This is a genomic window from Actinoplanes sp. NPDC051494 (assembly GCF_044454705.1).
Lineage (GTDB): Bacteria > Actinomycetota > Actinomycetes > Mycobacteriales > Micromonosporaceae > Actinoplanes.
Map to the genome: position 1 here is coordinate 35,753 of NZ_JBITDZ010000005.1, position 18,242 is coordinate 53,994.

The 18,242-nt window shown below is 71.1% G+C and carries 15 protein-coding genes; 8 read left to right on the forward strand and 7 right to left on the reverse strand.

The genetic code is table 11. The features are described from left to right. The first annotated feature begins 9 nt into the window (after nucleotides 1-9). Both ACIA6A_RS19270 and ACIA6A_RS19275 read left to right on the forward strand, forming a co-directional pair. On the forward strand, nucleotides 10-354 hold the full coding sequence (locus ACIA6A_RS19270; protein WP_396099055.1) for an STAS domain-containing protein: 345 nt from the start codon (nucleotides 10-12) through the stop codon (nucleotides 352-354). 9 nt (nucleotides 355-363) lie between these two features. After that, a complete protein-coding gene (locus ACIA6A_RS19275) occupies nucleotides 364-1,140 on the forward strand; it encodes a YaaA family protein (RefSeq protein WP_396099056.1) in 777 nt (258 codons plus the stop codon). Between the two features lie 9 nt (nucleotides 1,141-1,149). Here the strand turns inward: ACIA6A_RS19275 and ACIA6A_RS19280 are convergent, their stop codons facing one another. Further along, nucleotides 1,150-1,935, reverse strand: a complete 786-nt coding sequence (locus tag ACIA6A_RS19280) for an SDR family NAD(P)-dependent oxidoreductase (protein ID WP_396099057.1) — start codon at nucleotides 1,933-1,935, stop codon at nucleotides 1,150-1,152. Between the two features lie 85 nt (nucleotides 1,936-2,020). Here ACIA6A_RS19280 and ACIA6A_RS19285 point away from each other — a divergent pair, with 85 nt between their 5' ends. After that, nucleotides 2,021-2,599, forward strand: coding sequence for a WHG domain-containing protein (locus ACIA6A_RS19285; RefSeq protein ID WP_396099058.1), 579 nt, complete (start codon nucleotides 2,021-2,023; stop codon nucleotides 2,597-2,599). A gap of 9 nt (nucleotides 2,600-2,608) precedes the next feature. Here ACIA6A_RS19285 and ACIA6A_RS19290 read toward each other — a convergent pair whose 3' ends face one another. Both ACIA6A_RS19290 and ACIA6A_RS19295 read right to left on the reverse strand, forming a co-directional pair. Next, nucleotides 2,609-3,871, reverse strand: coding sequence for a phosphatidylserine/phosphatidylglycerophosphate/cardiolipin synthase family protein (locus tag ACIA6A_RS19290; RefSeq protein ID WP_396099059.1), 1,263 nt, complete (start codon nucleotides 3,869-3,871; stop codon nucleotides 2,609-2,611). Nucleotides 3,872-3,883: 12 nt separating this feature from the next. Further along, a complete protein-coding gene (locus ACIA6A_RS19295) occupies nucleotides 3,884-4,468 on the reverse strand; it encodes an FKBP-type peptidyl-prolyl cis-trans isomerase (protein WP_396099060.1) in 585 nt (194 codons plus the stop codon). A gap of 192 nt (nucleotides 4,469-4,660) precedes the next feature. On the opposite strand from ACIA6A_RS19295, the gene ACIA6A_RS19300 reads away from it, so the two are divergent. The 4 genes from ACIA6A_RS19300 (at nucleotide 4,661) to ACIA6A_RS19315 (ending at nucleotide 11,958) form a co-directional block, all read left to right on the forward strand. Then, nucleotides 4,661-5,638: a hypothetical protein gene (locus ACIA6A_RS19300; protein ID WP_396099061.1), complete on the forward strand. Its 978-nt coding sequence runs from the start codon at nucleotides 4,661-4,663 to the stop codon at nucleotides 5,636-5,638. Nucleotides 5,639-5,693: 55 nt separating this feature from the next. Further along, the gene (locus ACIA6A_RS19305) at nucleotides 5,694-8,543 is read left to right on the forward strand and encodes an MMPL family transporter (RefSeq protein ID WP_396099062.1); all 2,850 of its coding nucleotides are present in this window, start codon (nucleotides 5,694-5,696) and stop codon (nucleotides 8,541-8,543) included. 1,007 nt (nucleotides 8,544-9,550) lie between these two features. Next, a complete protein-coding gene (locus tag ACIA6A_RS19310; protein ID WP_396099063.1) occupies nucleotides 9,551-11,029 on the forward strand; it encodes an SDR family NAD(P)-dependent oxidoreductase in 1,479 nt (492 codons plus the stop codon). Then, nucleotides 11,023-11,958, forward strand: coding sequence for an aminoglycoside phosphotransferase family protein (locus ACIA6A_RS19315; RefSeq protein WP_396099064.1), 936 nt, complete (start codon nucleotides 11,023-11,025; stop codon nucleotides 11,956-11,958). Before ACIA6A_RS19310 ends, ACIA6A_RS19315 begins: the two co-directional genes overlap by 7 nt. Nucleotides 11,959-11,987: 29 nt before the next feature. Here ACIA6A_RS19315 and ACIA6A_RS19320 read toward each other — a convergent pair whose 3' ends face one another. Beyond that, on the reverse strand, nucleotides 11,988-12,596 hold the full coding sequence (locus ACIA6A_RS19320) for a hypothetical protein (RefSeq protein WP_396099065.1): 609 nt from the start codon (nucleotides 12,594-12,596) through the stop codon (nucleotides 11,988-11,990). Nucleotides 12,597-12,740: 144 nt separating this feature from the next. Here ACIA6A_RS19320 and ACIA6A_RS19325 point away from each other — a divergent pair, with 144 nt between their 5' ends. Continuing rightward, a complete protein-coding gene (locus tag ACIA6A_RS19325; protein WP_396099066.1) occupies nucleotides 12,741-13,361 on the forward strand; it encodes an ADP-ribosyltransferase in 621 nt (206 codons plus the stop codon). A gap of 2 nt (nucleotides 13,362-13,363) precedes the next feature. Here ACIA6A_RS19325 and ACIA6A_RS19330 read toward each other — a convergent pair whose 3' ends face one another. The 3 genes from ACIA6A_RS19330 to ACIA6A_RS19340 form a co-directional block, all read right to left on the reverse strand. Next, nucleotides 13,364-14,005 (reverse strand): GNAT family N-acetyltransferase, encoded by a 642-nt coding sequence (locus tag ACIA6A_RS19330; RefSeq protein ID WP_396099068.1) that lies wholly within the window; start codon nucleotides 14,003-14,005, stop codon nucleotides 13,364-13,366. 12 nt (nucleotides 14,006-14,017) lie between these two features. After that, the gene (locus ACIA6A_RS19335; protein WP_396099069.1) at nucleotides 14,018-17,179 is read right to left on the reverse strand and encodes a LamG-like jellyroll fold domain-containing protein; all 3,162 of its coding nucleotides are present in this window, start codon (nucleotides 17,177-17,179) and stop codon (nucleotides 14,018-14,020) included. Between the two features lie 149 nt (nucleotides 17,180-17,328). After that, nucleotides 17,329-18,207, reverse strand: coding sequence for a hypothetical protein (locus ACIA6A_RS19340; RefSeq protein ID WP_396099070.1), 879 nt, complete (start codon nucleotides 18,205-18,207; stop codon nucleotides 17,329-17,331). Nucleotides 18,208-18,242 lie beyond the last annotated feature (35 nt).

Genomic DNA, 18,242 nt, shown 5'->3' on the forward strand with positions numbered 1-18,242 from the left:
AGGCCCGCCGTGCACGTGTCCGTCCTCGGCAACCCGGACGAGTCCGTCGTCGTCACCGTGCGGGGCAACCTCGACCTGGACTCCGCCCCGGTCCTGTCCACCACGCTCGGTCAGATCCTCGACCGGCCGGCGCCGCACATCGTGGTCGACCTGTCCGGGGTCGAGTTCTGCGACTCCACCGGCCTGAGCTCGTTCGTGGTGGCCCACACCACCGCGGACCGTACGGGTGGCTGGGTCCGGCTGGCCGCGCCCAGCGCCTGGCTGCACAGCCTGATGGAGTCCGCGGGCCTGTCCCCCGCGCTGGTGGTGTACCCGACCGTGGCCGATGCGCTGGGCGGGCACGACGGGCGATAACGTCTCGGCGTGCTCATCCTGTTGCCACCCTCCGAGGGCAAGACCGCACCCGCCACCGGGGAACCCACCGATCTCACCACGCTCTGGCTGCCCCGGCTCGCCACCGCCCGCAAACGGGTGCTCAGCCGGCTCGTCACGCTGAGCAGGCGCACCAGTGCCCGCGCGGTCGCCGACTCGCTGGCGACGCTGGGCCTCAGCGCCGGTCAGCGCGACGAACTGCACCGCAACGCGGCCCTGGTCACCGCCGCCGCGGCGCCCGCCGCCTCGGTGTATACCGGGGTGCTCTACGAGGCGCTCGACCACGCCGGGCTGCCCGGTCCCGCCCGGGGCTGGGTCGACGAGCGGGCCGTGGTGTTCTCCGGGCTGTGGGGCGCGGTGCGGCTCGGCGACCGGATCCCCGCGTACCGGTGCTCCGCCGGGGTGACGCTGCCCGGGCTCGGTGGGCTCACGCCGTACTGGAGGACGGCCCTGACCCGGGCCATGCCGGCGGACGAGCTGGTCCTCGATCTGCGCAGCGGCGCCTACGCAGCGATGTGGGCGCCGGGGCCGCGCTCCCTGGCGCTGCGCGTGCTGCACGAACGGATCGTCGACGGCGAGCCGCGCCGCTCGGTCGTCAGCCACTTCAACAAGGCCACCAAGGGCCGGATGGTACGTGACCTGGCGCTCGCCGGCGTCGCCCCGTCATCGGTGGACGAGCTGCTCGGCGCGCTGCGTGACCTGAAGTGGACCGTGGAGGAACGCCCGGGCCCGGCCCGTCAGGCCGACGTGATCGTCCGCGAGCTCTGAGCCCCGCTGTCAGTGCGCCGGCTGGGTGTTGCGGGCCATGATGTCCAGCACGAGGCGGCGGGGCAGGCCGCGCAGGATCGCGTGGTTCATCCGGTTGCGCCGGCCCGAGATCACCCGGGCCGGGGTCCGGGCCGCGTCGAGCGCCCGCAGCCCGGTGGCCACCACCTGCTCCGGCGTCTCGAACGCCAGACCCGCCTCGCTGCCCTGAGCCGTCGCGTAGAACTCGGAGCGGGTCGACCCGGGTGAGAGCGCCAGCACCCGTACCGGCTCGCCGCGCAGCTCGTGGGCGATCGCCTCGGTGAAGCTGAGCACGTACGCCTTGGTCGCCGCGTACACCGCCATGCCCGGCCCCGGCTGGTAGCCGACGAAGCTCGCCACGTTGACCAGCACCCCGTCGCCCGAGGCGACGAGGTCGGGCACGAACGCCCGGGTCATGTCGGTCAGCGCGGCCACGTTGACCGCGATCTGGTCGCTGAGCGAGGCCTCGTCGGCCGCGGCGAACGGCCCGATGGACCCGAATCCCGCGTTGTTGACCAGCATGTCGACGGCGATGCCCCGGTCCGCCAGCGCCGCGCGCACCGATGCACCCGGGCGAGGCCGGGCCAGGTCGGCGGCGAGCACGGTGACGGGTACGCCGTGCGCGTCGCGCAGTTCGCCGGCCAGCGCCTCGAGCCGGTCGGCCCGGCGGGCGACGAGCACCAGGCCGGTCCCCCGGGCGGCGAGGTCACGGGCGAACTGCTCGCCGATGCCCGAGCTGGCACCGGTCACGAGTGCTGTCTTGCCGTGGTAACGCACAGAATTTCCCCTGTCCAGAGTTGGTGAACACATGTTAACCAGATCCGGTGAACAGCTGTCAACCACATCGGGCAGAATGGTGTCCATGGCAACCACGAAACCTCGGCGGGAAGGCGATCAACTGCGCGGGGAGCTCCTGGCCGCGGCCACCGCGCTCGCCGCGACCCCGCGGCCGGTGGCGATCCCGTCACTGCGCGCCGTGGCCCGGGCCTGCGACGTCTCGGCGGCCGCGGTCTACCGGCACTTCCCGTCGCAGGCGGCGCTGACCCGGGCACTGCTGACGGCCGGGTTCACCGAGATCGAGACGGCCGTGCTGCGCGCGGACGACCCGGCACTGGACGTCGACACCCGGATGCGCCGCCTCGCCCGCGCCTACGTGCGCTGGGGCCTGACGAATCCGGGGATGTACCAGTTGCTGTTCGAGAGCGCGGACCAGCTCGACCCGGACAGCACCCTCGACGCCGACGCCGCCAGCGAGCTGCTGGGACTGACCCGGGCCCTGCTGGAAGCCCGCGCGGCGACCAGGGACGACGCCGCCGTGCGGGCCGAACGGCTCTGGTCCGGCCTGCACGGGCTGGTGTCGCTCCGCGTGCACAAGCCGGACCAGAGCTGGGTGTCGGACCCCGAGAGCGAGGCCGAGCACCTCATCGACGAACTGCCCTGACCCGCCGGTTCAGCAGGTGGGGGTGGCGTCGTCGGTGTTCGCGGGCTGGTGTGTGGCGGCCGCCGCTTCCGCCCTGGACTGCTGGACGTACGCGGCGTGCACCACCGCGTCCTCCAGCTGGAGCATCGTCTCGTCGGAACCGCGCAGGCTGCCGCCCTTCCAGTTCAGGCTGCCGGTCCAGACGATCTTCCGGTCGCCCCGGCCGTAGTACTTCCCCTCGACGGTGAAGTACTTCGAGTGGATCCAGATCGGATCGTCGGTGCAGTAGTAGCGGACCACGACACCGTTGTAGACGCTGGACGTCTTCGTGAGCAGCTTGCGCAGTGCGGTCCCCTGCCCGTCGTTCGCCGGGTCGTACCGCAGATTCACCACGACGTAGCAGCCGGCGGCGTCGAGGGCGACGAGCTTGTCGGCGATGTACGGCAGCGCCAGCTCGGTCGCCGTGACCCGGATGATGGTCCGGTTCGTCCCGTCGGTGGTGCCGACGGTGGTGTTCCCGAAGCACTCGGTGTTGTTGAGGACCGTCATCACGGTGTCCTCGGCCGGGTCCCCGGTCAGCGACGAGCCGGCCCGCGGGTAGTAGAACACCTTGGCGGCGCCGGCCTGCACCGGGACCCGGGTGTCGTAGTAGTTGTTGTTCGCCTTGCGGGCCTTGAGGTCACCGAAGTAGCCGGTGTAGGAGTCGGACAGCGCCGTGTTGCCGGTGACCTCCAGGGCGTCGTTCCAGCCCATCCCGCCGTCCCGCCAGGTGGTGCCACCCAGGTTGATGCTCGTCTGCACGACCACGTTGTCCACGCCGAGGGTCCGGGTGAACAGGTAGAACTTGTTGTGCATGATCGACCAGTCGGCGTAGTTCGCGATGCAGCCCCGGTCGTCCGGGCAGACCAGGAAGAACGACGCCTTGGTCGGATCGGTGCCCAGCCCGTCGCTGAGCAGGCCGAGACTGAGCGTGTTCGGCTTGGTGTCCGAGTCGGCGATCATCTGCACGTTGACGCCGCGCTGCTTCGCCGCCACCAGCGCGTCCGGCACGACCCGGGAGGCGATCTTGTAGGTGGCGACCCGGATGGTCGAGCCGGTCTCCGCACCGTCGATCAACTCGACCAGCCGGGTGAAGATCCGGTCCTTCGCCGCGGTGTCACCGACCGGGTCGGTGAAGACCGCATGGGTGTACGGCGCCACCACGGCGAGCGCCGGCCCCGCCGGAGCCGCGACCACCGTGGCAGCCCCGATCACCAGGGCCGCCACCATCGCCGGCCACCGGCGTCCGCTCATCCCCGTCATGTGCTACTGGGCCGCGAGGATGTCGACCACGAAGCGCAGGTCGCCGGCCGGCTGGCCGTTCTGCGGGTTCGGGTAGGCCAGCGCCGACGGGATGTCGAGCTGCACCCGGCTGCCGACCGGCACGCCGACCAGGCCCTGGTCCCAGCCCTGGATCAGCTGACCGGCACCGACCGGGAACGTGGCCGGCTGACCCCGGTCCCACGACGAGTCGAACTGCTTGCCGTCGGGGTATGTGACGCCGATGTAATTCGCCTGGATCGTCTGACCGGCGACGACCTTCGGGCCGGTGCCGACGATGATCGGGGTGACGACGAGCTTGTCCAGCTTGCCCGCGCCGCCCGCCTCGACGGCCGGCTTCTCCTGCAGCGCCGGGTCGATCGCGGTCTGCGGCGCCGGCTCGGCCGCCGCGGAGGTGGCCGGTGCGGTGGCCGGCGGGGCGGCGGCGGGGGTGGTGTCCTTCTTGTCGTCGCCGGAGGTCTGGATCGCGATGAACACGACGATCAGCACCACGATCACGGCCACCCCGGCGAGCGCGCCGGTGAGCGCCTGGCCGCGACGCTTGCCTGCGGTCTTGTCCTGGACACTCATGATTTTAGACTTCTCCTCATCGATGGGACGCCGGGGAAACTTCGGACACGGTACTCGCCGTCCCGGCGCGATCACTCGCCGAATCGCCCGGTTACTCATTTCGCTCTTCTCCGTCACTCACGCAAGGTGAGACGGTGTACCTCCCCACAGGTCGGTGTGATCTTCTGGGACACGACTCGAAGGAGGGCCGGGGTGCCGGACGACAACGGACCGGGCAACAGCGGTCCGGACGGGTCGGCGCTCCCCCGCGGCGGCTACGGCTATCGCAGCACCGGCCGCCGGGGCGCCCCCGTCCCGCCGATGCTGCTGGAGACCCGGTCGCGGCGACTCGGCGAATTCCTGGTGCCGGCGGCGGTGATCCTGGCCGGGGTGCTGGTCGTGGTCGCGGCCGGATTCGTGGTCAGCCGCGCGGCGACCAGCAACAGCACGCCGGAGCTCCCGGCGGCGCAGCCGCCCGCGCTGGGCGACTTCCCGCTGAACCCGGCCGACCAGTTCCCGATCCCCCTGGCCAGCGACTCGCCGTCGCCGACCCCCTCACCCACCCCGTCACCGAGCCCGTCGAAGACCACACCGGCGCCGAGCCGCACCAGCGCCACCGCACCGTCGCGCAAGGAACGCTTCGAGGGCGCGGTGGCCGTCACCAGCACCGGCGTCCCGGCGCTGGTCGACCTGACCGCCGAGGGCAGCCGCGACTGGGTGCACTGGGGTGAGCAGGGCACGTTCTCGCTCGAACGCAAGGCCGACGGCGGTTTCGCCATCCTCGAGGGTGCGCCGACCGCGCCCCGGTTCCGGCACGGGCTGAGCCCGCAGCGGTTCAGCTGGACCGGCGGGAAACCGGTGGACCACTCCGACGGCACGCCGACCGGCATCCGCACCTGCGACAAGGGCAACGGCTTCACGCTGTCCGCGCCGGCCGGGACGTCGCCGCGCACGCTGAAGGTCTACGTGGGGGCCCGGGGTGCCCGTGGCAAACTCACCGCGAAGCTCTCGACCGGCGGCCCGACCGCTACGGGTACCTTCACCGAGCGCAGCAACAACCTCGCCACCACCGCGTTCGTGGTCACCTACCGGGCCCCGAAGAACGGCAGACTCACCCTCAGCTGGGTCACCGACGACTCGTTCGACGACGACTGCGGCGGGGTGGCGCTCGAGGCGGCGACGCTGCGCTGACGGGTCGGGTACGGGTTCGTGAGGGGGAAGTGTGTTCGCCGCGTGGGGATCTTGGGTGGCCCGGTTCCGGTGGCCGGTGCTGGCGACCGCGGTCGTGGCGGTCGTGGCCGCCGGGGTGTGGGGTCTGGGCGTTTTCGGCCAGCTCTCCGAGGGCGGCTACACCGATCCGGGCAGTGAGTCCAGCCGCGCCGCCGAGGCGGTCCGCTCCGAGCTGGGCGCCCCGGGTGGCGACCTGATCGCGATCTACCGCCCGACGACCGGCACGATCGACGACGCCGCGCTGGGCGCGCGCATCGAGGCCCGCCTGCGGGAGCTGCCGTCGTCCACGGTCAGCGGCGTCACCGGCTACTGGCCGGGCAACGTCGCGCAGTTCGCGGCCGCCGACGGCCTCAGCGCCGTGGCGGTGGTGACGCTCGCCGGGGCCGACGACGGCGCGAAGCTGGAGTCGTACCGCAAGATCTCGGATGATTTCGCGGTCCCCGGCGCGAGTGTGCGGCTGGCCGGCGCCGCCCCGCTCAACGACGCCTCGGCGACCCGGTCCACCGACGACCTCGCGTTCGCCGAGATGATCTCGCTGCCGATCGTGCTGGTCCTGCTGCTGTTCCTGTTCGGCTCGCTGGTCGCCGCGTCACTGCCGGTACTGGTGGGCGGTTGCGCGGTGCTGGGCTCGCTCGGCGTGCTGCACGCGGTCGCGAACACCCACGAGGTCAACTCGTTCGCCGTCAACGTGGCCAGCCTGCTCGGCCTCGGCATGGCCATCGACTACGGCCTGTTCATGGTCGGCCGGTTCCGCGAGGAGCAGGCGGCCGGGCGCACCCCCGCGGAGGCGGTGCGGCGCACGGTCGCGACCGCCGGCCGTACCGTCGTCTTCTCGGCCTCGCTGTTGATGATCGCCCTCGGCGGTCTGCTGCTCTTCCCGCAGGGCTTCCTCAAATCACTCGCCTACGGCGGCCTGGCGGCCGTCGGTCTCGCGGCCCTGCTGTCGCTCACGCTGCTGCCCGCGCTGCTGGCCGTCCTGGGTCCCCGGGTCGACAAGCTTCCGGTACGGCTGCCGCGACGGTCCCGGGCACCCCGCGACGGTACGGGCTGGGCGCGGCTCGCCGGTATCGTGCTGAAGCACCCCGTGCTGTTCGCGGTGCCGATCCTGGCCGGGCTGCTGGTGCTGGCGGCCCCGATCGCCGGCGTCCGCTTCGGCGAGAACGACGAGCGTGTCCTGCCCGCCGGAGAACCCGCCCGGACCGCCGTCGAGACCCTCAAGGCGGACTTCCCGGCCCTGAGCAGCGCCGGCGTCCTGGTCGTGCTGCGCGGCCCGCACGGCGCACCCCCGGCCGAGAACGCCGTGACAGCGTTCGCCGAGCGGATCGCGAAGGTGCCGGGCGTCGCCGCGGTCACCCCGGCCGGCTCCGGCGGCGCGGTGGTCTCCTGGACCGCCACCCTCACCGGCAAGGACCCGTTCGGCACCCCGGCCCGCGACGCGGTCCAGGGCATCCGCGACCTGCTGCCACCGTTGGACGCGGAGATGCTGGTCGGCGGCACCACGGCCCGCAACATGGACAGCCTGCGGGCCACCGCGGACCGGCTCCCCCTGATGATCGGCCTGCTCACCGGCGCGACGCTGATCCTGATGTTCCTCGCGTTCGGCTCGATCCTGCTGCCGGTCAAGGCCGTGGTGATGAGCGCCCTGAGCCTCACCGCCACGTTCGGCGTCCTCGTCTGGATCTTCCAGGACGGCCATGGCGCGGACCTGCTGCGGATCACCCCCATGCCCCTCGAGTCGGGCATCGTGGTCCTCATGGCCGCCGTGGTCTTCGGCCTGTCCACCGACTACGAGGTCTTCCTGCTGTCCCGCATGGTCGAGGCCCGCACCAAGGGCGCCTCCACCACCGAGGCGGTGACCACCGGCCTGGCCCGCACCGGCCGCGTGATCAGCGCGGCGGCCCTGCTCCTGATCGTGGTCACCGGAGCCTTCGCCCTGAGCTCGGTCACCACCATGCGCTTCATCGGCGTAGGCATGATCATCGCCCTGCTCCTGGACGCGACGGTGGTCCGCATGCTGCTGGTCCCGGCGGTCCTCAAACTGCTCGGCAACGCCGCCTGGTGGGCCCCCGGCCCCCTCAAACGCCTCCAGCAACGAGCCGGCCTGACCGAGACCGACGACGACCCGGCCCCAGCACCCACAGGCAGGCACGCCGCCCCGGCACCGGCGTCCCCCGGCCTCACCCCCGAGTTCCTCCAGGCCACCCCGCCCCCGGCAATCTCGGTAGCCTTCCAGCCCGCCACCACCGACCGCCCCACGAGCGGGTCGCCCACAGCCGGTTTGCCCGCTGCAGGTTTGCCCGCTGCAGGGCTACCCATGGCCGGGTTGTCCGATCGGCCCGCTGCCGGGTCTGCCCTTGACCGGCCCGCCCTCGACCGGCCCGCTTTTGACCGGCCTGCCCTCGACCGGCCCGCTTTTGACCGGCCCACTGCCGGGCTGTCCGATCGGCCGCCCGCCGGGCGACACCCCATGCTCGAGCTGCCCTCGGCCGGACCGGGGCCGTCCCTGGCCTCACCGGCGGGACCCGGCGGCTCCCCGGCCGCGGGACACCGGCGGATGCTGGAACTGCCCTCCGGTCCGGCCCGCGCGTTGCCCTCCGCGCCCATGCGCGAACTGCCCGTGGCCGGCTCAGCCCCGCTGCCGTCGATGCCGGTGGCCGGGTCCGCGTCCCTGCCGGAGATGCCGGTGGCCGGGTCCGCACCGATGCCGCAGCTGCCGTTCGCGGGGTCGGCTCCCCGCCCCGGTCCGGCGCAGGTGGTGCTCGGCCACCAGGCCCCGCCCGAGGGCCCGCGCCAGCTCGGTGCGGCCCCGGCCCGCTGGGCGTTGCCGGCGGGCCCGAACCGCGACCCGGACGAACCCACCCCCTGAACGCGCACTGCCTCCCTGCGTTCGTCACGTCACAACGGGTGATGAACGCAGGGGGCATACATGTGATGCTCGGACTCGATATTGCGCCGCACCCCGATCAGGCAGCAGGACGTTGCGAATGGTGCGAGTTCCGCGCAACTTTCCATCACCGCGCCGGATAGCACGTCCGTGACCTGCGGCGCAGCAGCCCAGGTATGAGCAACCACCACATCCACGGCCCGCGCGCTGGCGGAAATCGGACCTCGTTCTCAGCCCGCAACGCGTGACCGAACCACCGACATCCGCCGCCCGCGGAGCTGGCCCGGTGCGGGTGGTGGAGACTGCGGTTCCGGGGTGATCGGCAGGAGCGGGCGGCCGACAGAGGCGAGACAGCGGCGGAAGCGAAAGGCCGGCAGTCTGCGGCGAGACTGACTGGCCTGCGAGAACGGGCGGACTGATAAGCAAGCGGCCAACGCAGGTGGCTGCGGCGCCGCCGGGTGGCCGGCGAGAACGGCGGACTACGACGCGAGCGGCCCGGGCAAGCGAGCCGCAGCGCAAGCGGCCTGTCCGGGCGGGCTGCCTGTGAGGGCAAACAGCTGGTGAGGACAAGCGGCCGAGGCAGGCGAGCCATGGGGCGGTGAGGGTTGTCCGGGGGAAGCCGCCGGCGTACGCGGGCGCCCAGGTTGGGTGGCAGGAGTGCGTTGGCAACCAGCGAGGCAAGCAGCCGGCTCGGGCCGGCTGGCTGCGGCGCGGGCAGCAGGCGAGGGCAAACAGCCGACGCAGGCGGGCGACCGGCTAAGGCGGGCGATGAGCCGGGGCGGGCGATGAGCCGGGGCGGGCGACCAGCGGGGCGGGCGACCAGCGGGGCGGGCGATGGGCCGGGGCGGGCGATGGGCGCACGTGGGTGAGCGGTGTGAGGCAGCCGTGGCGTGGGTGGGTGAGGGCTGCCGGTTGGCGGGGTGGGGGCGGAAACGGCTATTCTGGCCCGCCGGGCGGTATCAGCCGGCTTCTACCGGGACGGGATGGGCATGACCGCAACAGCTGACGAGACCGCGACCACGCCGAGCGCGGCGGGCATCGATCCCGGGCGGCTGGCCCTGTGCCTGGATGTCATCGCCGAGGCCGAGGCGCTGGATCCGGAGCACCCTGACGCGGTCGCCGTCCGGCGGGCCACCGCGGCCCTGTTCAAGACCACGAAGCTGCAGCGCCGCCGGGAGCGGCGGGACGCGATTCTCGCCCATGACCGGGCCGTCACCGAAGCTACCGCCACCGGGGCGCCGACCCGGATCGACGACGAGACCGCCGGGTTGCCGCTGGCCACCGGGACGTCGGGGCAGACCGCGGGGGTGTTGCGCCAGCCGCGGGGCTGTTACACGTGCAAGCAGCGCTATGTCGAGGTCGACGCGTTCTATCATCAGCTCTGCCCGTCCTGTGCGACGAAGAACCGGGACCGGCGGGACGCCCGCACCGATCTGACCGGGCGGCGGGCGCTGCTCACCGGTGGCCGGGCCAAGATCGGGATGTACATCGCGTTGCGGCTGCTGCGGGACGGCGCCCACACGACGATCACCACCCGGTTCCCGCACGACGCCGTGCGCCGGTTCGCCGCGATGCCGGACAGTGCCGACTGGCTGCACCGGTTGCGGGTGGTCGGTCTCGATCTGCGGGACCCGGCCCAGGTGGTCGCCCTGGCCGATTCGGTCGCGGCCCAGGGGCCGCTCGACATCCTGATCAACAACGCAGCCCAGACGGTACGCAGGTCGGCGGGCTCGTACGCGGCGATCGCGGCCGCCGAGGCGGCTCCCCTGCCGTCCGGTCCGTTGCCCGAGCTGGAGTATCTCGGTGGTGGGCACGCCTCGGACCTGCACCCGGCCGCGCTGACCGGCGCCGGGTCGGTCGACAGCGCCGAGACGTTCAGCCCGCACAACCTCACCGCCCTGGCGCTGACCGGCGGGTCCGCGACCGCCGCGCGGGTGGCCGCGCTGACCGCGATCGACGCCGGTGGCCTGGTGCCCGACCTGGCGCCGACCAACAGCTGGAGCGACCGGGTCCACGAGGTCGGCGCGCTGGAGCTGCTCGAGGTCCAGCTGTGCAACGTCACCGCCCCGTTCATCCTGGTCAGCCGGCTGCGTGCGGCGATGACACAATCGTCGTTCCCGCGGCGGTACGTGGTCAACGTGTCCGCGATGGAGGGCATCTTCAACCGCGGTTACAAGGGTGCCGGTCACCCGCACACCAACATGGCGAAAGCGTCGCTGAACATGCTCACCCGTACCAGCGCCGAGGACATGTTCGCCGACGGCATCCTGATGACCAGTGTGGACACCGGCTGGATCACCGACGAGCGGCCGCACCCGACCAAGATGCGCCTGGCCGACGAGGGCTTCCACGCGCCCCTCGACCTGGTCGACGGCGCGGCCCGGGTCTACGACCCGATCGTGCGGGGCCAGGCCGGCGAGGACCTGTACGGCATCTTCCTCAAGGATTACGCCCCGGTCGCGTGGTGACCACCGTCCCCGGCGATCTCCCCGTCGTCCGTGAGCTGTCCCGCACCGTCTCCGGGCGCCGCTGGCTGGCCACGCTGCCCCGGCTGATCGACGAGGTCAGTGACGCTTTCGGCCTGGTCCTCGGGCCGCCGCTGCACGGCGGGTCGTGCAGCTGGGTCGCCCCGGCCACGCTGGCCGACGGCACCGAGGTCATCCTCAAGATCGGCTGGCCGCACCGCGAGATGTACGCCGAACCCGCGGCGCTGCGCCTCTGGGACGGTCACGGGGCGGTCCGCCTGTTCCGGCACGACCCCGGCCGGCACGCGCTGGTCCTGGAGCGGTGCCTGCCCGGCGAACAGCTCGCCGCCCAGATCCTGCGGCCGGCGGAGAGCCTGCGCATCGCCGCGGACGTGCTGCGCCGGCTCTGGTCGGCCGGCGTGCCGGAGCTGCGCCCCACCCAGGACGTGGGCACCATCGAGCCCCTCGTCGACGTGGCCGGCGACCTCGGCGACCTGGTCACCGAACGCATGGCGCGGCTGCGGCCGGCCGGCTTCGATCCCGGCCTGGTCGAGCAGGGCGCCCGGCTGCTGCACGACCTCCCCGCGTCGGCGCCCCGCGAGGTGGTGCTGCACGGCGACTTCAACCCGGGCAACATCCTGTCCTCGGGTGACAACTGGGTGGCCATCGACCCGAAACCACTGATCGGCGACCCCGCGTACGATCTCTGGCCGCTGCTCGATCAGACCGGGCACCCGTACGCGGAGCCTGATCCGGACCGTTCCCTGCGTGAGCGGATCGCCGTGCTCGCCGCCGAACTCGACCTTGATCCCGGCCGCATCGCGGCCTGGGCCGTCGCCCGCAAGGTCGAGGCCGCTCTCTGGCTCGCCCACCACGACCGCGACGGCACCAGCGAGATGGCCGGCGCCGCACTGCTCGCCCGCCTCTGCTGACCGGCCGCCTCTGCTGATTCGGCCGGTCCTTACCGGACCGGGCGGGTGCCGCCGTGGGAGGCCAGGAGAGCGTCCACCACGAGGGCGGCGTCCGCGTCGGCGATGTCGGCCGGGTACTCCGGCAGCAGGTCGTCCCAGACGACCAGCCACGACCCGAACAGCTGGGACTGGCCCAGCGGCCGGGCGAAGAACCAGATGTGCAGGTGGGCACCGCCGTCGCCGATGCGATAGAGGTGGGCGCGCGAGATGTGCGGCAGCGCCTGGATGTGCCGGACGATGCGGGTGCTCAGCAGTCCGAGCTCGGCGGCCAGCTCGTCGGGGAGGTCGGCCATGTCGTGGTGGTCGCGCGGGTGCAGCATGAGCACCAGCGGCACGCCGACCCCCGGGACCCGGGTCAGCCGCCAGTTGTCGTTGAGCCAGAGGCCGTCGTCGCGGTGGCGGCAGGAGACGCAGTCGGCGGGGTCCTCGCCGTGCCGGGGCGGCTCGGGCAGCACCGGCGGGCGCAACGGGGCGACCCGAAGCCCGCCGGCCTCGAACGGGCTGATCTCCCAGCCGGTCATCCGGGCCAGCGGGAGCCGATGCTCACCGTCGGCGGCGGCGAGGGCATGGTCGTAGAACTCGTCCGGTCGTAACGCCATGCCGCGAAGACTAGACGCCCTCACCGGACGGTGGATGTGCGGTCCCTACCATCGCCGGGTCGCGCCGGACGGAGGTTGGGTGGACACGCGGCAACCGGGTGACGGTCCATCGTGGCGTGGGGACGGGCCGACATCGTGCTGGTCATGATCATTACTGTGACCCGGCGGCGGTTCCTGGCCGCGGCGCTCTGTCTCGGCACCGTTCTCGCGGCTCCGGTCGTCACGCCCGCCGCGGCGTCCGAGGCCCGGCCCGGGGCCCGGCAGCTCGCCGCCGCGGCGCCGGAGTGCCCGCAGTTCGACAACAAGGTCAAGGCGGCGGTGAACCGGAAGGTCGATCCTGAGCGGATCACGCCGGAACCGGTGTGGCGCACCAGCTGCGGCACGCTGTACCGCAGTGACAGCCGGGGACCGGACATCGTCTTCGAGGAGGGTTTCGCGCCGAAGGACGTGGTGACCGGGCAGTACGACATCGAGAAGTACGTGCTCGTCAACCAGCCTTCACCGTACGTGTCCACAACCTACGACCACGACCTGTACAAGATCTGGTACAAGTCCGGTTTCAACTACTACATCGATGCCCCCGGCGGGGTGGACGTCAACGAGACCATCGGGGACACCCACCAGTGGGCGGCCCAGGTGGAGGTCGCGTTCCCCGGCGGCATCCGGCGCAAGTACATCATCGGGGTGTGCCCGGTCGACAAGGTCACTAAGGTCGAGATCATGAGCGACTGCGAGAGCAATCCGTACTACCGGCCCTGGCACTGACGCTATGGCTTGGCCGCGATCAGGACCTCGGCGACCGGGTGCCAGCCCAGCCTGGTGTACAGCAGCCGGCCCTCGTCGCTGGCGATGAGCAGACCACGGACGGCGCCCCGGCCGACGGCGGTGCGGGCCACGGTGCCCATGACCGCGGCGCCCAGGCCCTGGCGGCGGTGCTCCGGGGCGGTGCGGACCTTGTCGGCCACGGCGTCCGTACCGCAGAGGCCCATCGTCGCGCGGGCGGCCTCCTCGCATGACGGGTGCTCGACCGTGGCTCTGAGCACGCCACCCTCAGTGCGCTGCCGGAGGTGGTAGGGCTCGGCGACCGTGCTGACGGGGTGCGCGCGCAGGTCCGTGATCATCAACCACTCCGCGCGCGCGAGCAGGGTCAGACCCGCCGCGTCGAGATCGGCGAGCGCCCGTGCCGGGTCGGTGGTGGGTACGGTCAGCCAGGTCACCGCTTCCTCCTCGGCGACCCGGCCGGCGAGTTCCCGCACCGACCCGGCGTCGTACGCGACGTACTCGATCTCGCGGCTCTTCTGGGCGCAGTGCACCCGCAGGCCGCCACCGACGTCGACGGCGGCGGGGAGCGCCCGGGCCACTCCCCAGCCGCGCTGCCAGCTCACGACGTGTTCTCGCAGATCAGTCACCCGGGGAGTAGATCATGTCCGGTTCGCGTACAGCGTGGCCACGTCCTCGTCGGTCAGTGCCCGGTCGTAGGCGTGGATCTGGTCGATCAAGCCGGACCAGTGGTCGGTCCTCGCGCCCGCGTATGTCGCCCGGCCGGCCGACAGCGCACCGGTGCTCACGACATCGGGTCCGGCCGGGGCGGTGCCGGCCCTCTCACCGTCCACGTACAGGCGCACCTCATCGGTGGTGTGATCGCGCACCCCGACCAGGTGGTACCAGCGGTTCAGGTCGGGTGTGACCACCATTCTGGCCCGGTTCCCGCCGGGGGTGCTGAACGCGAAGGCGCCCTGTCCGTACTGGAGGTAGAACGGGCTCTCGGTCCGGCGCCCTTCCTGGCTGATCGCGGTCGCGTAATTGCCCGGCAGTTCGTCGAGCGTCACCCAGGCCGCGATCGAATAGTCGCGGGTGGTGTCGACGACCGGGCCACCGGTCTCCGCGGAATCGCCGTCGCCGTCGAAAGCGAGCGCCGTTCCGGTCACTCCCGGCACCCACGCCGGGTTCCCGTTCAGCGTCAGATCACGGTGGCTGGTGCTGCTGTCGCGGGCCGTCGTTCCCCGGCCCTCGTCCAGATTCCAGTCGCCACGGCCGGGAAAGGACAGACCCGGGTCGGCACCGGCCGCGATCACCGTGCGGTTGACCGACCGTACGGCTGCCCGGTCGACCTTGATCTCGCGCCGGTCATAGGTCCAGAGGCCGTTCAGCTCGTTCTCCAGATCGGTGATCTGGGTGTACACCGAGCCGGACAATTCCGCGCCGGCCGCCTCCCGGTAGAACGTCTCGGTGTTGTCGACGTACTTGGCGGTCAGCGCCGCCTTGTCCGCGACCCCGCTGTAGATGGCCGCGGGCGCGCCGGGCCACATGTGTCCGGGGGTGCGCAGGGTGAAACCGCCGTGCTCGCCGTCCATCGCGATCCGCGTCGCGTCCGGATAGGGCGCTTCCCGGTTCAGGTAGTCGTGATGGTCGATGACGTCACCCTTGCCGGAGTCGCCCTTGGAATCGCAGCAGTTCACCCCACTGTGCGCGTTCACGATGCGCGAGGGATCGGCGGCCTTCACCGATGCGGCGATCCGCCCGGTCTCCTCGCGGTTCCATTCGCCCCAGCCCTCGTTGAACACGACCCACCCGATGACCGCGGGCGAATTGTGCAACTGCCGCATCTCCCGGCGGCCCTGATCGAGGAATGCCTGCTGCCCGGCGGTCGTGCGGATCGTGGCGGACACGAAGTCCTGCCAGACCAGCAGGCCCAGTTCGTCGGCGTGCTTGTACCAGCGGGCCGGTTCCACCTTGATGTGTTTGCGCACCGCGTTGAAACCGAGCGCTTTCGTCGCCTTCAGGTCGAACAGCAAGGCCTCGTCGCTGGGCGCGGTGTAGAGCCCGTCCGGCCAGAAGCCCTGGTCCAGGGTGGCGAGGGAGAAGATCGGCTTGCCGTTGAGCACCAGTTTCGGGAACCCGCCGACGTTCTGCACGCCGACCGACCGCATCCCGAAATAGCCGCGGACGGTGTCATTGCTCAGCTTCACGTCCAGGTCGTACAGGTACGGGTCGTCCGGGCTCCACAGGTGCGGCTTGTCGATGCGCAACCGCAGCGAGGTGTTGGCGGCCCCGGTCACCGTGCCGGCCTTCCTGCCTTTCTTGTCGAACGCGGTGGCGGTCACCTTCGCGGTGGCCGGTGCGGTCGCCGACGTCACCAGAACGGTCAGGGAACTGGTCGCCAGATCGGGTGTGGTGATGATGTCGTCGACGGCGACGGTGGGCACCGGCTCCATCCACACGGTCTGCCAGATCCCCGACGACGGCGTGTAGACGATGCCACCAGGATTGGTGGACTGCTTCCCGATGGGCTGATCCGGCCCGGTCGTGTCCGAGACGGCGACGACGATCTCCTGCCGGCCACGACCGCGTACGGCGTCGGTGATGTCCGCGGTGAAGGCTATGTATCCGCCGGTGTGCTCTGCGACGAGGGTCCCGTTGACCCAGACCTTCGCCGTGTAGTCGACCGCGCCGAAGTTCAGTTTCAGGCGCTGCCCGGACCACGTCGCCGGAATGCTGACGAGTTTGCGGTAGAACATGTGGTCCTCGTGCCGTTCCACCCCGGACAGCAGCGACTCGACCGGGAACGGCACGGTGATCCGCTCCTTCAGGGCGGTACCGAACACCGGCACTTCACCGGCCGTCGCACCGGCGAACTCCCACTGGCCGTTCAGATTCAGCCACTCGTCGCGTACCTGCTGGGGCCGGGGGTATTCCTGCAGTGGCTTTTTCGCATCGACCTTGTCGCCCCACCGCGTGGTCAGCCGGTGGGTGGAATTGTTGACCGCGGAGCGCACGATCTGCGGGACAACGGCACCACCGGCGACAAGGCCACCATTGCCGTCGTACGAAACCCGCACCCGTTGCGCCAGCTGGATCGGCTCGGACAGCGTCACGACGAGCCTGCTCCCTGAAACCCGCACCGACCTGATCGGCATCGGGGTCGTATCGGCCTCCACCGTCAGGTGCCCGGCGGCGCTGCCAACGTTGTCAATCGCGCCCTCGAAAGCGGCGACCACCGTCGTGCCGGCCCGATCGACGGTGAGATCCACCGGATACACCTGGAAACCGTCCGGCGGCGTGAACGCCGACTCGGGCACCAGCTGCTTCGCGATTCCCGCACCGGCCCAGCGCAGATGAAGATTCGCGCCGCCGACATCCTGGAACATCTCGACCCGTACGTCATGGGCCGCACCGGCCACCAGCCGCACCGGCGCACTGGTCTGCTCGACGTCCCAGTCCCCGACCCAGTGATCGATGACCGGCTGACCGTCGATCAGGAAGCGGAACCCGTTGTCCCCCACCATCGAGAACGTGTAGTCCCCGGTCGCCGGGGCGGTGATCCGGCCGGTCCACCGAGCGGTCGTGTGCTCGGTCCGCCCGGTCAGCGACCCGAACGTCCCGGCCAGCCCGGGAAGGTCGATGTCCGCATCGAGCAGCACCCCGCCCAGCTCGGCGAAATCCCGGGCCCCGGGCGCGGACATCCGGAAATACTCCCCCTTCAGACCGTGCACAGTGGCCGCGGCGGCCCCCCGCGGTATCACGAAGATCGAGAGAACCAGCAGGGCGACCACAAGCAGTGGCCGCAGGGGTGATCGTGGCATCGGCGGTGTCCCTCCAGGCAACGATATGACACAGCCACATTGACGCCAGTGCATGCGCTATGTCAACAGAAGGTAACAGGAACGGACATTTTCGCTAATCCAGACGGCACTTGCCCCTGCCGGACGCGCCGAACCGCTCGTCGGCTGACCTACGCCGAGGCCGCGCCGGTTGAACGCGGCTCAGTAGGACGGCCGACCAGATTGTCGATCAGCGAGCGCGCCATGTCGGCATGCAAGTCATTCCGCGTCGCCTCCTCGGTGACGGCCACGACCAACTCCCTGGCGGTGGAGATCCGACGATCGTCCTGGCTTTCCTCGCGCAGATGGACGGCCTGCGAGACCATGTTCTTCCGGGTCGAGTTGGTCTGCGCGAAGAACAGCGCGGAGGTGAGGGTGACAACCGCCCCGGAGAGCGCCGCGACGATCGACGCATATTCAGCACCGTCGGTGGGCGCCCGGAAAACGGCGAGTCCGACACCGGCAAAAAGCAGAGCTGCGCCGACCCCGGCGAAGAACATACTGAGATTGAAACTGAGCCGGGCCTGCACCAGACCCAGGGTGTAGATCTCGCGGAGAATAGCTTCCTGCTTCCGGAGCCCTTCCGCCGATCGCGCAAGCTGCTGGGCCAGGACATCTTGAGCCGGGTTGTACCCCTCCGGGTAGTTGACGTGCAGCTCGCCGGTCATTCCCTCTCCGACGTACACACCTCCGCGGAACTCACCGATATCGACACCCCGGCGGGTGGCGCGCTCGGCGGCGCCCACGAAATCGGACCGGAGGATGCCACCGACAACGAGGAGACCCACACTGATCAGTGCCACCGGTGTGCCGTCGACCCGAAGGAAAGGAAGGTTGGTCGGCGCGATGGCGAGCGATACAGAAACCAGCGAGAACAGGAAGCCCGCACCGAGCATCAACTGGCCGAGCATGTCCCTGTCCGATAGCCCATCAGATAGCGTAGACGCAGCGCCGAGATAGCTGTCACGGGCCTGTTCGACGCGAAGGTTGATCCATTTCCTGACACCCATGGAGCCGAACCTACCGGCTGCTTGCCGACGGAAGC

Excerpts from the sequence above, each read along its gene's own strand:
- ACIA6A_RS19285 (WP_396099058.1), top strand. The coding sequence starts at position 2,021 with ATGGCAACCACGAAACCTCGGCGGGAAGGCGATCAACTGCGCGGGGAG.
- ACIA6A_RS19290 (WP_396099059.1), bottom strand. The coding sequence starts at position 3,871 with ATGAGCGGACGCCGGTGGCCGGCGATGGTGGCGGCCCTGGTGATCGGG.
- ACIA6A_RS19295 (WP_396099060.1), bottom strand. The coding sequence starts at position 4,468 with ATGAGTGTCCAGGACAAGACCGCAGGCAAGCGTCGCGGCCAGGCGCTC.
- ACIA6A_RS19310 (WP_396099063.1), top strand. The coding sequence starts at position 9,551 with ATGACCGCAACAGCTGACGAGACCGCGACCACGCCGAGCGCGGCGGGC.
- ACIA6A_RS19320 (WP_396099065.1), bottom strand. The coding sequence starts at position 12,596 with ATGGCGTTACGACCGGACGAGTTCTACGACCATGCCCTCGCCGCCGCC.
- ACIA6A_RS19325 (WP_396099066.1), top strand. The coding sequence starts at position 12,741 with ATGATCATTACTGTGACCCGGCGGCGGTTCCTGGCCGCGGCGCTCTGT.
- ACIA6A_RS19335 (WP_396099069.1), bottom strand. The coding sequence starts at position 17,179 with ATGCCACGATCACCCCTGCGGCCACTGCTTGTGGTCGCCCTGCTGGTT.
- ACIA6A_RS19340 (WP_396099070.1), bottom strand. The coding sequence starts at position 18,207 with ATGGGTGTCAGGAAATGGATCAACCTTCGCGTCGAACAGGCCCGTGAC.